General features: G+C 70.4%; 13 protein-coding genes and 1 pseudogene. 10 read left to right on the top strand and 4 right to left on the bottom strand.

Going from position 1 to position 14,180, the window contains the following annotated elements; all coding sequences use genetic code 11:
* Positions 1-130 precede the first annotated feature (130 nt).
* The 4 genes from queD to JGR68_RS01890 form a co-directional block, all read right to left on the bottom strand.
* Positions 131-490 carry a 6-carboxytetrahydropterin synthase QueD gene (gene queD / locus JGR68_RS01875; RefSeq protein WP_199360142.1) on the bottom strand — a complete coding sequence of 120 codons (360 nt, stop codon included), beginning with the start codon at positions 488-490 and terminating at the stop codon, positions 131-133.
* Between the two features lie 3 nt (positions 491-493).
* Positions 494-1,693, bottom strand: a complete 1,200-nt coding sequence (gene prpF, locus JGR68_RS01880) for a 2-methylaconitate cis-trans isomerase PrpF (protein ID WP_199360143.1) — start codon at positions 1,691-1,693, stop codon at positions 494-496.
* A gap of 110 nt (positions 1,694-1,803) precedes the next feature.
* Entirely contained in the window at positions 1,804-4,419 is a 2,616-nt protein-coding gene (acnD, locus tag JGR68_RS01885) for a Fe/S-dependent 2-methylisocitrate dehydratase AcnD (RefSeq protein ID WP_199360144.1), read from the bottom strand.
* Positions 4,420-4,513: 94 nt separating this feature from the next.
* Positions 4,514-5,254, bottom strand: a complete 741-nt coding sequence (locus JGR68_RS01890; RefSeq protein ID WP_199360858.1) for a glycosyltransferase — start codon at positions 5,252-5,254, stop codon at positions 4,514-4,516.
* Between the two features lie 186 nt (positions 5,255-5,440).
* Here JGR68_RS01890 and JGR68_RS01895 point away from each other — a divergent pair, with 186 nt between their 5' ends.
* From JGR68_RS01895 to JGR68_RS01935, 10 genes and pseudogenes are all read left to right on the top strand, one after another.
* Positions 5,441-5,887: a helix-turn-helix domain-containing protein gene (locus JGR68_RS01895; RefSeq protein WP_199360145.1), complete on the top strand. Its 447-nt coding sequence runs from the start codon at positions 5,441-5,443 to the stop codon at positions 5,885-5,887.
* Positions 5,888-5,906: 19 nt separating this feature from the next.
* Positions 5,907-6,890, top strand: a pseudogene (locus JGR68_RS01900) (bifunctional enoyl-CoA hydratase/phosphate acetyltransferase); the annotation flags it as partial.
* A gap of 20 nt (positions 6,891-6,910) precedes the next feature.
* A complete protein-coding gene (locus JGR68_RS01905; RefSeq protein ID WP_199360146.1) occupies positions 6,911-8,137 on the top strand; it encodes an acetate/propionate family kinase in 1,227 nt (408 codons plus the stop codon).
* A complete protein-coding gene (locus JGR68_RS01910; protein ID WP_199360147.1) occupies positions 8,134-8,442 on the top strand; it encodes a BolA family protein in 309 nt (102 codons plus the stop codon). The genes JGR68_RS01905 and JGR68_RS01910 overlap by 4 nt, the downstream gene beginning before the upstream one ends.
* A gap of 66 nt (positions 8,443-8,508) precedes the next feature.
* On the top strand, positions 8,509-9,765 hold the full coding sequence (locus JGR68_RS01915; protein ID WP_200672713.1) for an efflux RND transporter periplasmic adaptor subunit: 1,257 nt from the start codon (positions 8,509-8,511) through the stop codon (positions 9,763-9,765).
* Positions 9,766-9,768: 3 nt separating this feature from the next.
* Positions 9,769-10,968 (top strand): FtsX-like permease family protein, encoded by a 1,200-nt coding sequence (locus tag JGR68_RS01920; protein WP_199360149.1) that lies wholly within the window; start codon positions 9,769-9,771, stop codon positions 10,966-10,968.
* Entirely contained in the window at positions 10,961-11,695 is a 735-nt protein-coding gene (locus JGR68_RS01925) for an ABC transporter ATP-binding protein (protein ID WP_199360150.1), read from the top strand. Before JGR68_RS01920 ends, JGR68_RS01925 begins: the two co-directional genes overlap by 8 nt.
* 104 nt (positions 11,696-11,799) lie before the next feature.
* A complete protein-coding gene (locus tag JGR68_RS14095) occupies positions 11,800-11,925 on the top strand; it encodes a hypothetical protein (RefSeq protein ID WP_255527401.1) in 126 nt (41 codons plus the stop codon).
* Between the two features lie 10 nt (positions 11,926-11,935).
* Complete coding sequence (locus tag JGR68_RS01930; RefSeq protein WP_199360151.1) at positions 11,936-12,772, top strand: c-type cytochrome; 837 nt, start codon at positions 11,936-11,938, stop codon at positions 12,770-12,772.
* Between the two features lie 38 nt (positions 12,773-12,810).
* Complete coding sequence (locus JGR68_RS01935) at positions 12,811-14,178, top strand: cbb3-type cytochrome c oxidase subunit I (RefSeq protein ID WP_199360152.1); 1,368 nt, start codon at positions 12,811-12,813, stop codon at positions 14,176-14,178.
* Positions 14,179-14,180 lie beyond the last annotated feature (2 nt).

The following is a 14,180-nucleotide window of genomic DNA, read 5'->3' on the forward strand; positions in this document are numbered from 1 at the left end:
ACCCCAACCGCAGACTCCACCTGTAGGAGCGGCTACAGCCGCGATAGCCGATTCGTTTCGGTAACCTCGATCGCGGCTGTAGCCGCTCCTACAGGGGGGCCTCGCCGGCCAGAAGGCCCCGCCAGAACGGTCATCCCGGGCCGCGATACCGACAGCCGGACGTGCAGGTCTCGTGCACCACCACTTCCGAGAGCAGCGGCAGCGCCGGCTTCAGCCGCTCCCAGATCCACGTCGCCAGCCGCTCGCTGGTCGGGTTCTCCAGCCCCGGGATGTCGTTGAGGTAGTGGTGGTCGAGCTGGTCGTACAGCGGCCGGAACGCCGCCTTGATGTCGGCGAAGTCCATGACCCAGCCGGTGTCCGCGCCCGGCTCGCCGGACACGTGCAGCTCGATCCGGAACGAATGGCCGTGCAGCCGCGCGCATTTGTGGCCCTCGGGCACGTTGGGCAGGCGGTGCGCCGACTCGATGGTGAAGACCTTGAAGATGTCCATGGTTCAGCCCTCCGCCGGCACGCGCACGGTGCCTTCCATCAGCACCCGCGCGCTGCGGCTCATGATCGCCTTGGTGGCCGTCCAGCGGCCGTCGACCTGCGCCGCCTCCGCGCCCACCCGCAGCGTGCCGGAGGGATGCCCGAAGCGCACCGCCTCGCGCGCGCCGCCGCCTGCCGCCAGGTTGACCAGGGTGCCCGGGATGGCCGCCGCGGTACCGATGGCCACCGCGCAGGTGCCCATCATCGCGTGGTGCAGCTTGCCCATCGACAGCGCACGGACGTTGAGGTCGATGTCGCCGGCGGCGATGGCCTTGCCGCTGCTGGCGACGTAACCCTTGGGCGGCGCGACGAAGGCCACCTTGGGCGTGTGCTGGCGCGTCGCCGCCTCTTCCGGCGTCGCGATCAGGCGCATGCGCAGCGCACCGGCGACGCGGATCGCCTCCAGCGTCGCCAGCGCGGCGCGGTCCTCGTTGATCGCCGGCTGCAGCTCGGTGCCGTCGTAGCCGACGTCGGCGGCATTGATGAAGACCGTCGGGATGCCGGCCGACAGCATCGTCGCCGGCAGGGTGCCGATGCCCGGCACCTCGAGCTCGTCGACCAGGTTGCCGGTGGGAAACATCGCGCCGCCGTCGCCGTCGCCGTCGTCGTCCGACGGATCCAGGAACTCGAGCACGATCTCGGCGGCCGGGAAGGTCACGCCGTCGAGCTGGAAATCGCCGGCCTCCTGCACCTCGCCGTTGGCGATCGGCACGTGCACCATGATGGTCTTGCCGATGTTGGCCTGCCATACGCGCACCGCGAACGCGCCGTTCTCCGGCAGCCGGTCGCGCGCGATGAAGCCGTTGGCGATCGCGAACGGCCCGACCGCGGTGCTGAGGTTGCCGCAGTTGCCCGACCAGTCGACGAAGGCGGTGTCGATCGAGACCTGGCCGTAGAGGTAGTCGACGTCGTGGTCCGGCCGCGTCGACTTCGAGATGATCACGCACTTGCTGGTCGACGAGGTCGCGCCGCCCATGCCGTCGGTGTGCTTGGCGTAGGGATCGGGCGAGCCGATCACGCGCATCAGCAGCGCGTCGCGCGCCGGGCCGGGCACGCGCGCCGCTTCGGGCAGGTCTTGGAGGCGGAAGAACACGCCCTTGGACGTGCCGCCGCGCATGTAGGTGGCAGGGATCCTCAGTTGAGGCGCGTGGGGGCGTCTGGTCATGGAAAGCGCTCGTTGGGGCTATGCGCCATTGTCCCACGGCGCCCGCGGGCGACGGCCGGGTCTGCCGGGGGTCCCACCTTCGGGGAACCCGCATCGCATGCCTTCGCCCGTTACGCGGCTGTCGAGGCCGCCAGGAAATCCTGCGCGAAGCGCTGCAGCACGCCGCCGGCCTCGTACACCGAGACGTCCTCGTCCGAATCCAGGCGGCAGGTGACCGGCACTTCGACGCTGGAGCCGTCGCCGCGGTTGATCGACAGCGTCAGCGTCGCACCCGGCGCCGGCGTGCCGACGACGTCGAAGGTCTCAGTGCCGTCGATGCCCAGCGTGATCCGCGTCGTACCCGGCTGGAACTCCAGCGGGAGCACCCCCATGCCCACCAGGTTGGTGCGATGGATGCGCTCGAAGCCCTCGGCCACGATCGCCTCCACGCCCGCCAGGCGCACGCCCTTGGCCGCCCAGTCGCGGCTCGAGCCCTGACCGTAGTCGGCGCCGGCGATGATCACCAGCGGCTGGCGCCGCTCCATGTAGGTCTCGATCGCCTCCCACATGCGGGTGACCTGGCCTTCGGGCTCGACGCGCGCGAGCGAGCCCTGGCGGACGCTGCCGTCCTCGTTGCGGACCATCTCGTTCTGCAGCTTCGGGTTGGCGAAGGTCGCGCGCTGCGCGGTCAGGTGGTCGCCGCGATGGGTGGCGTAGGAGTTGAAGTCCTCTTCCGGCACGCCCATCTTCGCCAGGTACTCGCCGGCGGCGCTGGACGCCATGATCGCGTTCGAGGGCGACAGATGATCCGTGGTGATGTTGTCGCCGAGTACGGCCAGCGGACGCATGCCGGTGAGCGAACGCTCGCCGGCGAGCGCGCCCTCCCAGTAGGGCGGGCGGCGGATGTAGGTCGACATCGGGCGCCAGTCGTACAGCGGGCTCACGCGCTCGCCGGTATCGACGTGGAGGCGGAACATCGGCTCGTAGACCTTGCGGAACTGCTCCGGCTTGACGCTGGCCTTGACCACGGCGTCGATCTCCTCGTCGCTGGGCCAGATGTCCTTGAGCGTGACCGGCTGGCCCTCGGCGTCGATGCCGAGCACGTCCTTCTCGATGTCGAAGCGCACGGTGCCGGCGATCGCGTAGGCGATCACCAGCGGCGGCGAGGCGAGGAACGCCTGCTTGGCATACGGATGGATGCGGCCGTCGAAGTTGCGGTTGCCCGACAGCACTGCCACCGCGTACAGGTCACGGTCGATCACTTCCTGCTGGATCACCGGATCCAGCGCGCCGGACATGCCGTTGCAGGTGGTGCAGGCGAAACCGACGATGCCGAAGCCCAGCTGTTCGAGCTCGGCCAACAGCTGCGCCTCTTCCAGGTACAGCTGCACCGCCCGCGAGCCCGGCGCGAGCGAGGTCTTCACCCAGGGCTTGCGCGTGAGTCCGCGCGCATTGGCATTGCGCGCCAGCAGCGCCGCGGCGATCACGTTGCGCGGGTTCGAGGTGTTCGTGCAGCTGGTGATGGCGGCGATGATCACCGCGCCGTCGGGCAGCAGGCCTTCGGCTTCCTGCGCGCGCGCGCCGGCAAGGTCGCCGGCGATGCCGCGCTCTTCCAGCGCGCTGGTCGGCAGGCGGCGGTGCGGGTTCGACGGGCCGGCCATGTTGCGCACGACGCTGGACAGGTCGAAGTGCAGGGTGCGCTCGTACTGCGCGTCGATGAGATCGGTCACCCACAGGCCGGCGGTCTTCGCATAGGTCTCCACCAGTGCGATCTGCTCCTCGGTGCGGCCGGTGAGGCGCAGGTAGTCGAGCGTGTTGTCATCGATGAAGAACATCGCCGCGGTGGCGCCGTATTCGGGCGCCATGTTGGAAATCGTCGCGCGGTCGCCGATGGTGAGCGCGGCGGCGCCTTCGCCACGGAACTCGAGATAGGCGCCCACCACCTTCTGCTGGCGCAGGAACTCGGTCAGCGCCAGCACCACGTCGGTGGCGGTGATGCCCGGCTGCGGGCGTCCGGCCAGTTCAACCGCGACCATTTCCGGCGTGCGCATCCACGACGCGCGGCCGAGCATGACGTTCTCGGCTTCCAGACCGCCGACGCCGATCGCGATCACGCCCAGCGCGTCGACGTGCGGCGTGTGGCTGTCGGTGCCGACGCAGGTATCCGGGAAGGCCACGCCGTCCTGCGTGTAGATCACCGGCGACATCTTCTCCAGGTTGATCTGGTGCATGATCCCGTTGCCCGGCGGGATCACGTCGACATTGCGGAAGGCCTGCTTCGTCCAGTCGATGAAGTGGAAGCGATCCGCGTTGCGGCGGTCCTCGATCTCGCGGTTGCGGGTGAAGGCGTCGGGATCGAAGCCGCCGCATTCCACCGCCAGCGAGTGGTCGACGATCAGCTGCACCGGCACCACCGGATTCACCTGCGCCGGGTCACCGCCGGCATCGGCGATCGCATCGCGCAGCCCGGCCAGGTCGACCAGGGCGGTCTGCCCGAGGATGTCGTGGCAGACCACGCGCGCCGGGAACCAGGGGAAGTCGAGGTCGCGCCGGCGCTCGATGAGCTGCAGCAGGTAGTCATCGACGCGCGCGGGGTCGGCGCGGCGGACGATGTTTTCCGCGTGCACGCGCGCCGTGTAGGGCAGGCGGGCCCAGGCGCCCGGGCGCAGGGCCTCCACCGCCTCGCGGGCGTCGACCCATTCGAGCGTGGTTCCCGGAAGGGGCTTGCGGTACTGGCTGGCGGTCATGGCGGGCACGGGCGTGGGGCGGGGACCCTCCATTGTATCGCCGTGCGCCGGCTTGCCCTGGATCCTGGTGTCGTGAGCGATCGGGTGCCGCCGGTCAGGGCCGGTCGTCGCCGGACCCGGGCGGCCGCGCCGGCGGTTCATGGCGCCGCGGCCCGTACCACAGCGGCAGGGCGTCGCGGGTCCGCGCCGCCCGCCTCGGCGCGAGCAGGAAGCGCAGGCTGAAGCGCAGCTTCTCGCCCAGCGAATAGGTGTGCAGCTTGCGCGCCGAGGTGACGACCGGCTCGCGCAGGATCGCCACGCGTCCCTGCCGGGCCAGCGCGCGCCCGAGCGCCACGTCCTCGGCAACGAACAGGCCTTCATCGAATCCGCCCGCGGCCGTGAATGCCGCCCGGGTGCAGAAGATGAAGCAGCCCGGCGTGACGCCGAATATCCGGAACGCGACGATCGACGCCGATTCCAGGACGCGTACCCGCAGCGGCAGCGGGCGCATGAAGCGCACCGCCGTGCCGCCTCCCACCGCACCCGAATCGAGCGCATGCATCGCCGCGTCCACCGCCTGCGCACTGACCAGGGTGTCCGCATCCACGAACAGGAGCCGGTCGCCCACGGCGGCCGCCGCACCGGCATTGCGCGCCCCGGCGATATGGCGCACCTCCACCCGGATCACGCGCGCGCCGCGGTCGCGCGCGATGGCGGCCGTGGCGTCGGTCGAGGCATCGTCCACGACGATGACGTCCACGTCGGCGCGGCGGGCACGCGTGGCGGCGAAGACGGCGTCGAGCGTGGCGCCAATCACCGGCGCCTCGTCATGCGCGGGGATGATGATCGAAAGCACGGTCGCTCCGGTCCATGGGGTCGTCGCAGTGTCCAGTCTGCCGCCCGGTGCGGTCGACCGCGTGAGGGCGGTGATTAATCCACCAGCAGGTTTGACGATAATCCGCAAATGCGGCATTCGACGCAGGACGCATTCAAACCCTAGACTGCGGCATTAATCCCCCGCTGCTTCATGGAGTAATGACCGGTGGCCAATCTCGCAACCGTCCTGAAATCCGAAATCGCGCGTCTTGCCCGCAAGGAGACGAAAACCCAGCTCGACCCCCTGCGCAAGGCCAATGCCGGTTACCGGCGCGATATCGCCGCGCTGAAGCGCGAAGTCGCGGCGCTTTCGAAACAGCTGAAAACCGGCCTGCGCGCGCCACGCGCGGAACGCAGCGCCGTGGCGCCAAGGGCCGAGGGAGAGTCGCCCCGCGTCCGCTTCCAGGCCAAGGGCCTGAAGTCGCATCGCGAGAAGCTGGGAATTTCGGCGGCGGAGTACGGCCGGCTCGCGGGCGTCAGTGCCCAGTCGATCTACAACTGGGAAGCCGGCAAGACCGCGCCACGCGCGGCGCAGGTGCAGGCGCTCGCCGCGCTGCGCGGCATGGGCAAGCGCGCCGCCACCAGGCAGCTGGAAGACGGCGCGGGTGAGTGACCCGCGCGCGATGCCGCCGGCGCCAGCGAGTCCGGTGACCGAAGAAGCGCAGGCCCGGCCGGTCCGCCGCACCGATGCCAATGGCAACGACGGCCTCGCGCGCCTGCTCGAGCACGTCGCCGGGCTGGCGCCGGTGCGTGCGGCGATGGTGCATCCCTGCGATGCCCTGAGCCTGGCCGCCGCGCTCGACGTGCGTGATGCCGGCCTGGTCGAGCCCGTGCTGGTGGCGCCGCGTGCCCGCCTCGAAGCCGCCGCCGCGGACGCCGGCCTGGATATCTCCGGCCTCGCGGTCGAGGACGTGGCGCACAGCCACGCCGCCGCGATGCGCGCGGCCGAACTGGCCCGCAATGGCGAGGTCGAGATCCTGATCAAGGGCAGCCTGCACACCGACGAGCTGATGTCGGCGGTCGTGGCCTCGGTGTCGGGCCTGCGCACCAAGCGGCGCGTGAGCCACTGTTTCGTGATCCAGACGCCGCACTATCCGCGTCCGTTCCTGGTGACCGACGCCGCGGTGAACCTCGCGCCGGACCTGATGCAGAAGGCCGACATCGTGCAGAACGCGATCGACCTGGCGCGCGTGCTCGGGATCGACAAACCCCGGGTCGCGATCCTGGCCGCGGTGGAGACGGTGAACCCGTCGATGCAGGCCACGCTCGATGCGGCCGCGCTGTGCAAGATGGCCGACCGCGGCCAGATCACCGGGGGCGTCCTCGACGGGCCGCTGGCGTTCGACAACGCGGTGTCGATGGAGGCTGCGCAGGCCAAGGGCATCGCGTCGCCGGTCGCCGGCCGGGCCGACATCCTGGTGGTGCCGGACCTGGAGAGCGGCAACATGCTCGCCAAGCAGCTGATCTTCATGGGCCAGGCCGCCAGCGCCGGGATCGTGCTGGGCGCCAGGGTGCCGGTGGTGCTGACCAGCCGCGCCGATCCGCGCGAATCGCGCATGGCGTCGTGCGCGATCGCGCTGATGCTGGCGCACCACTACCGCAAGAGCCCTCCGTGAACGTTGCAGTGGAGCCGGCCATGCCCGATGCGCCGGCCGTGGCGTCGTCCGGCGCCGACCTGGTGGTGGTGCTCAACTGCGGGTCGTCCAGCATCAAGTTCGCGGTCTACGACAGCGGCGTCGATCCGCTGCCGCGCACGGCGCTGTGGAACGGCAAGGTCCAGGGCATTGGCGGGCCGGCCCCGGACTTCGGCGAGAGCGGCGTGGCGCCGTTCGCGGTCGCGCTCGACGCCGGCCAGCCCTACCGCAGCGCGCTGGCACTGATCCGCGACCGGATCCTCGCGCGCCTGGCCGGGCGTCGCGTGGGCGTGGTCGCGCACCGGGTGGTGCACGGCGGCAGCCGGTATTCCGAGCCGGTGCGCGTGGACGCGTCGGTGCTCGAGGACCTGCGCGGCTTCATCCCGCTCGCGCCGCTGCACCAGCCCTTCGCGCTGGAGGCCGTGGCCATCCTGCTGCGCGAGTATCCGCGCCTGCCGCAGGTCGCCTGCTTCGATACCGGCTTCCACCACACCCTGCCCAAGGTCGAGCAGATCCTGCCGCTGCCCTACGACGCCTGGGAGCGCGGCCTGCGGCGCTACGGCTTCCATGGCCTGTCCTACGCCTACATGGCCACGGTCCTGCCCGAACGCCACGGCGACATCGCCCGCGGCCGGACCGTGGTCGCGCACCTCGGCAGCGGGGCCAGCCTGTGCGCGATGCAGGACCTGCGCAGCGTCGCCACCACGATGGGCTTCTCGGCCCTCGACGGCCTGATGATGGGCACGCGCACCGGCGCGCTCGATCCCGGCGCGCTGCTCTACCTGATGGAGATCGAGAAGCTGGGCCTGGACGAGGTGGGGCAGCTGCTCTACCACCGCTCCGGCCTGCTGGGCGTCTCGGGCATCTCGTCGGAGCCGCGGGTGATCGTCCGGCACGAAGACGACGAAGGCGAGGCGGGCGAGCGCGCGCGGATCGCGCTGGCGCTGTACGTGCGCCGCATCGTGCGCGAGATCGGCGCGCTGGCCGCGGTGCTGGGCGGGCTCGACCTGCTGGTCTTCACCGCGGGCGTCGGCGAGCACAATGCCTTCATCCGCGAGCGCGTGTGCCGCGACCTGGCCTTCCTCGGCGTGGCGCTGGACGACGCGGCCAACGCCGCGCACGCAGCGCTGATCTCGACCGGCGGCAGCCGCGTGCGCGTCGGCGTCGAGGCGACCAACGAGGAGTGGATCGCGGCCCTGCAGGCGCGATCGGCGATAATGCCGGCATGAGCAAGCTCGACCGCATCCACGCCGCGCTCGGCGCGCTGTCGCCCAGCCACCTCGAGGTGCTGGACGAAAGCCATCTGCACAGCCGCGGGCTGGAAACCCACTACAAGGCCGTCATTGCCAGCGAGGCCTTCGCAGGCCGGTCGCCGGTGCGCCGGCACCAGGCGGTATACGCCGCGCTGGGCGGGCTGATGGGCGAGATCCACGCGCTCGCCCTGCACACCTACACCGCGGCCGAATGGGCCGCACAGGGCGCGGCGCCCGATTCGCCGCGCTGCAGGGGCGGCAGCCGGCACGACCCGGCCTGATCGGCGGCGGCGCCGGCGCCGCGTTGCCGTGGCGGCGGCCGTCGGGCCACCATGAGGCCTTTCCCGATGGAACACGCGATGGCGATGCGCGGTGGACGGCGGACGTGGGGACTCGCAGCGGCCATCCTGGTGGTGGCAGCGGTGCTGGCCTGGGGCTTTGCGCGCTGGCGCGGCCCGGAGCTCCCGGGCTACGTGGTGCAGACGGGGCCGATGGTGCAGAACGTCGTCGCCACCGGGCGCGCCGCGTCGCTGTCGCGGGTGCAGGTCGGCGCCGAGATCGCCGGGCTGGTGCTGGAGCGCCGGGTGATGGAGGGCGACCGGGTCGAGGAGGGCGACGTGCTGGTGGTGCTGCGGGCCCGCGACCTCGAGGCCCGTCGCGACGAGGCGCGCGCCGCCCTCGACGCGCTGCGGCAGGCCGAGCGCCCCGATGCCGAGGCGCGGCTGGCGCAGGCGCGCGCCGCCCGCGTCCAGGCCGAACGTGACCTGGCACGCCGCCGTGATCTCGGCCGCGAACAGCTGGTGTCGCGCGAGAGCGTGGAGCAGGCGGCCCAGGCCGAAGTCGCCGCGCGTGCCGCCGAGCGCCAGGCGCGCGTGGCACTCGACGCCCTGGCCGGCGGCGCCTTCGAGGCCCAGGCCCGCGAGCGCCTGCAGGCGGCCGAAGCCGAGCTCGCACGCGCCGTGATCCGCGCCACCGTTTCCGGCACCGTGCTGGTGCGCAACGTCGAGCCCGGCGACACCGTGACCCCGGGCGACGTCATGCTGGAGATCGCGCGCGATGCGCCCGGCGAGATCCTGCTGCCGCTGGACGAGAAGAACCTGGCGCGGCTGGAGGTCGGCCAGTCCGCGACCTGCATCGCCGACGCCTTTCCCGACCGGCCGTTCCAGGCCACCGTGCACCACGTCGCGCCCGGCATCGACCCCGCGCGCGGCACCGTCGACGTGCGCCTGCGCATCGATCCCGGCGTCGATTTCGTGCGCGCCGACATGACCGTGACCGCCACCATCCTCACCGGCCGCCGCGAGCAGGCCGTGGTGGTGCCCAACGACGCGCTTGTCGGCGACAGCGACGCGTCCGACCGCGCCGGGGTCGTGCGCGTGCGCGACGGCCGCGTCGCGCGCGTGCCCGTGCGGCTGGGCCTGCGCGGGCTCGGTGCAAGCGAAGTGCTGGAGGGCCTGGTGGCCGGGGACCGGGTGCTGGCGGCCGGTGCGCTCGAACCCGCGATGCTGCCGGCGGACGGCAGCCGCGTGCGCATCGACGACCAGCCCTTGCCTGCGGCCTCCGGCAGCGACAGCCGCGGCGAGCTTCCGGTCCAGTTCGACTGAGCCGTGTGGATCGAGTCCACCATCGCGATGCGCTTCCTGCGCCACGGCCGGGCGCAGACGCTGCTGATCCTGTTCGGGATCGCGGTGGGCGTTTCGGTGATCGTCTTCGTCACCGCGCTGATCGCCGGGCTGCAGGCCAACATCATCGACCGCACGCTGGGCACGCAGGCGCATGTTCGCGTGGAGGCCCCGCGCGAGGTCAACCGCGTCGCGCCGGTGCCCCCCGGGACCCTGCAGCTGGTGCTGGAGGACCCGCGCCCGCAGGCGCTGCGGCCGATCGACAACTGGCTCGAGGTGCGCGACGTGCTGGATCGCCTGCCGGGCGTCGCCGCGGTGTCTCCGGTGGTGTCGGGCCCGGCCTTCGGGCGCCGCGGCAGCGCCGCCGAGTCGGTCGCGCTGGTCGGCGTGGACATGCCGCGCTACCTGCGCGTGATCCCGCTGGACGAACACGTCGTCGAGGGACGGCTGGAGGTCGGCTCCGGCAACGCGGTTGTGGGCAGCAAGCTGGCCGAGGATCTTGGCCTGCGCCTGGGCGGCAAGCTGCGGCTCGATGCCGGCGAGGGACGCGAGGCGATCGTCAACGTCGCCGGCATCTTCGAGCTGGGCGTGCGCGAACTCGATGCCCGTTATGTCTACCTCGACCTCAAGCAGGCGCAGTCGCTGCTGGCCCTGCCGGGCGGCGTGACCGTGATCGACATGACCGTGCAGGACCTGTTCGGCGCCGACCGCATCGCCACGCGGGTGGCCGGCCTCACCGGGCTGAAGGCCGAAAGCTGGATGGACACCAATGCCCAGCTGATGAACGCGCTGAGCTCCCAAAGCATGTCCACGCGCATGATCAGCGTCTTCGTGGCGCTGTCGGTGGCCCTGGGCATCGCCAGCGTGCTCGCGGTGAGCGTGGCCCAGCGCACGCGCGAGATCGGCATCCTGCGCGCGATGGGCACGCGGCGCCGGCAGATGCTGCTGGTCTTCCTGGTCCAGGGCGCGGTGCTGGGACTGGCGGGTGCGCTGCTCGGCGCGCTCGCGGGCTGGGGCCTGGTGTGGGCCTTCAACAACCTGGGCCCCGGGCTGTTCGAGATCCCGATGCCGCCGGCGCTGGTGCCGGCGGCGATGGCGCTGGCCACGCTGTCGGGCATCGGAGCGGCGCTTGTGCCCGCGTCACGTGCCTCGCGACTCGACCCGGTGGAGGCGATCCGTGGCTGAGCCCAATGACGTCCTGCGCCTCGAGGGCCTGCGCAAGTCCTACAACATCGGCCAGCCCAACGAGGTCGAGGTGCTGCACGGCATCGACCTGTGCCTGGACCGCGCCGACTTCGCGGCCCTGGTCGGCCCGTCGGGTTCCGGCAAGAGCACCCTGCTCAACCTCATCGGCCTGCTGGATTCGCCCACCGACGGCGAGCTTTACCTGCGCGGCACGCCGACCCGCGACATGGATGACGAAGGCCGCACCGCGCTGCGTGGCCGGCACATCGGCTTCGTCTTCCAGTTCCACCACCTGATCGGCGCGTTCACTGCGCTCGAGAACGTGCTGATGCCGTGGATGGTGGCGCACGGCAGGCCCACGCCCGAGATCCTCGAAGCCGCGCGCGGCCTGCTGGCCGACGTCGGCCTGGAGAAGTTCACCGAGCGCCGTCCCGACCAGCTGTCGGGTGGCCAGCAGCAGCGCGTGGCGATCGCGCGCGCGCTGGTCACGAATCCTTCGCTGCTGCTGGCCGACGAACCCACCGGCAACCTCGACACCAGGACCGCGGCCGATGTGTTCGAACTGCTGCGCAGGTTCAACGCGCAGTTCGGCTGCGCCGTGCTGGTGGTGACCCACGATCCGCGCCTGTCCGGGAGCTGCGACCGCACGATCACCCTGGTGGACGGCGAAGTGGTTTCGGACGAACGCAACCAGGCGCGCGCTGCGGCGGTACCGCCGGGGGCGTGACGCTGCCGCGCAACCGGTCTTGCCTCCGGTTTGCACGCGGGGCGAAGGGGTGACACAGTGGCCCGGCAACGGAACCGCCTGAAAGCCAGTCCGGGGAGCATCGAATGAACGCGACAAGCCTGATGACAGCCGTGCGCTGGGTGGGATCGTTCGTCCTTCTGCTGATGGCGGTCGCCGTGGTCTACGCCGCCTACACCGCGATTTCCTACTGGCCCTCGATCGCCGTCTGAGGAAGGTCCCATGAACAAGCGGCAGTCCCGGATCTTCGCCATCGTCGCAACAGGCCTCGCCGCCGTGGCATTCCTCGGCCTGACCCTGTATAGCCACACGCGCTTCGACGACCTCACCAATGCAGCGGACATCACGCCGGAAATCACCCACGGCAAGGATGTCTGGCACAAATACAACTGCATCAACTGCCACACCCTGTTCGGCGAAGGCGCCTACTACGCGCCCGACCTGACCAAGATCGCGCAGCACCGCGGCGAGGCCTACCTCAAGGCCTATATGCGCGATCCGTCGCAGTTCTACGACGAGCAGCGCCATCGCCGGCTGATGCCGACGCAGGACCTCAGCGAGATCGAGATCGAGAACCTGGTCAAGTTCCTCGACTGGGTGTCGAAGGTCGACAACCAGGGCTGGCCGCCGCGTCCCATCCTGGTGGCCGGTGGAACCGTCAACGTGGCCGCGCAGGGCACGGGGCAGGCCGCGGCGCAGGACGTCAGGCCGGTGCGGGCCGACAGTGATCCCCGCGCCATCGGTGAAAACCTGTTCGGCACCGCGGTGCCGGTCTGCACCGCCTGCCACTCGCTGCAGCCGGGCGTCCAGCTGGCCGGTCCGTCGATGGCCGGCATGGCCGAGCGCGCGGCGCAGACGCTCGCATCCCCGGACTACACCGGCAGCGCGACCGATGTCGAAGGCTACATCCGCGAGTCGATCGTGAACCCGAGCGCACACCTGGTGCCGGGCGCCATGTTCTCGGCGGAAGGCACCTCGTTCATGCCCAACACCTATGCGGACAGCCTGACCGCAGAGCAGGTCGACCAGCTCGTGGCCTTCCTTGGATCGATGAAATAAGACTGGCGGCGTCCTGCGCCGGCACCGGGAGATCTTCCATGCGTTACAAGTCCCAATCAGTGGCCTACTGGTACTTCGCCGTGGCCATGGTGCTGTTCGGGCTGCAGATCGTGTTCGGGCTGCTGTCGGCCGCCAAGTACCTCGGGCCGGACCCGCTGCTGTACATCCTGCCGTTCGACGTCACCAAGACGATCCACACCAACCTGCTGATCGTCTGGGTGCTCACCGGCTTCATGGGCGCCACCTACTGGATGGTGCCGGACGAGTCGCGCACCGAGCTGTACAGCACGAAGCTCGCCTACTGGCAGCTCGGCCTGTGGACAGTGATGGGCGTCACCGCGGTCATCGGCTACCTGTTCCGCTACGGCACCGGCAACAAGCTGCTCGAGCAGCCGCTGCCGCACAAGATCGTGATCGTGATCTGCATGCTGATGTTCCTCTACAACATCGGCATGACCATCAAGCGGTCCGGGCGGTTCACGACCACCGAGGGCGTGCTGCTGGGCGGGCTTGCGCTGTCGGCGATCCTGTATATCCCCGCGTTGCTGCATTACGAGAACTACACCGTCTCGATCTTCTACCGCTGGTGGACCATCCACCTCTGGGTCGAAGGCGTGTGGATGATGATCATGGCCGGCTTCCTCGCCTACCTGCTGATCCGCCTGTCGGGCATCGATCGCGAGGTGATGGAGAAGTGGCTGTACGTGATCGTGGGCCTGGTGTTCTTCGCCGGCATCCTCGGCACCGCGCACCATTACTACTGGGTTGGCGTGCCGCATATCTGGCTGCCGATCGGCGGCTTCTTCAGCGCGCTCGAGCCGCTTGCGCTGGCCGCGATGGCCATCTATGCCTATGCCGCGATGCGGCGCGGCGGCGTGAAGCATCCCAACAGCCTGGCGCTGCACTGGACCATCGGCAGCGCGATCTTCGCGCTGTTCGGTGCGGGCCTGCTTGGCCTCGCCCATACCTGGCCCAGCGTCAACAAGTGGACCCACGGCACCCTGATCACCGCGATGCATGCGCACTCGGCGTTCTACGGGGCCTACGCGATGATCGTCATGGCGATGATCACCTACGCCCTGCCGGGGCTGACCAACCGGCCGCAGGACAGGTACTCGCCGCTGGGCTACTGGGCGTTCTGGCTGCAGGTGTCGGGCATGTTCGGGATGACGCTGTCGTTCGGCACCGCCGGCATCGCCCAGGTGTATCTCGAGCGGATCATGGGCATGGGTTACCTCGATGCCCAGCTGAAGATCCAGGTGCACTTCCTGATGCTGATCCTGACGGCGACGATCTTCGCCACGGGCGTGGCGATGTTCATCTTCGACTTCTTCCGCTACCGGCCGCGCTTCGACGTGGTTGCCGACGATGGCGAGGGCGAGCTGCGGGTCGCCCAGGGACGTTGACC

Origin of the sequence: Luteimonas sp. MC1750, assembly GCF_016615955.1 — a bacterium.
In the GTDB taxonomy this organism is placed as follows: domain Bacteria; phylum Pseudomonadota; class Gammaproteobacteria; order Xanthomonadales; family Xanthomonadaceae; genus Luteimonas.

Bases quoted from the DNA above. Each gene is read 5' to 3' on its own strand.
- queD (WP_199360142.1), bottom strand. From the start codon at position 490: ATGGACATCTTCAAGGTCTTCACCATCGAGTCGGCGCACCGCCTGCCC.
- prpF (WP_199360143.1), bottom strand. From the start codon at position 1,693: ATGACCAGACGCCCCCACGCGCCTCAACTGAGGATCCCTGCCACCTAC.
- acnD (WP_199360144.1), bottom strand. From the start codon at position 4,419: ATGACCGCCAGCCAGTACCGCAAGCCCCTTCCGGGAACCACGCTCGAA.
- JGR68_RS01905 (WP_199360146.1), top strand. From the start codon at position 6,911: ATGCCCGATGCGCCGGCCGTGGCGTCGTCCGGCGCCGACCTGGTGGTG.
- JGR68_RS01910 (WP_199360147.1), top strand. From the start codon at position 8,134: ATGAGCAAGCTCGACCGCATCCACGCCGCGCTCGGCGCGCTGTCGCCC.
- JGR68_RS01915 (WP_200672713.1), top strand. From the start codon at position 8,509: ATGGAACACGCGATGGCGATGCGCGGTGGACGGCGGACGTGGGGACTC.
- JGR68_RS14095 (WP_255527401.1), top strand. From the start codon at position 11,800: ATGAACGCGACAAGCCTGATGACAGCCGTGCGCTGGGTGGGATCGTTC.
- JGR68_RS01930 (WP_199360151.1), top strand. From the start codon at position 11,936: ATGAACAAGCGGCAGTCCCGGATCTTCGCCATCGTCGCAACAGGCCTC.
- JGR68_RS01935 (WP_199360152.1), top strand. From the start codon at position 12,811: ATGCGTTACAAGTCCCAATCAGTGGCCTACTGGTACTTCGCCGTGGCC.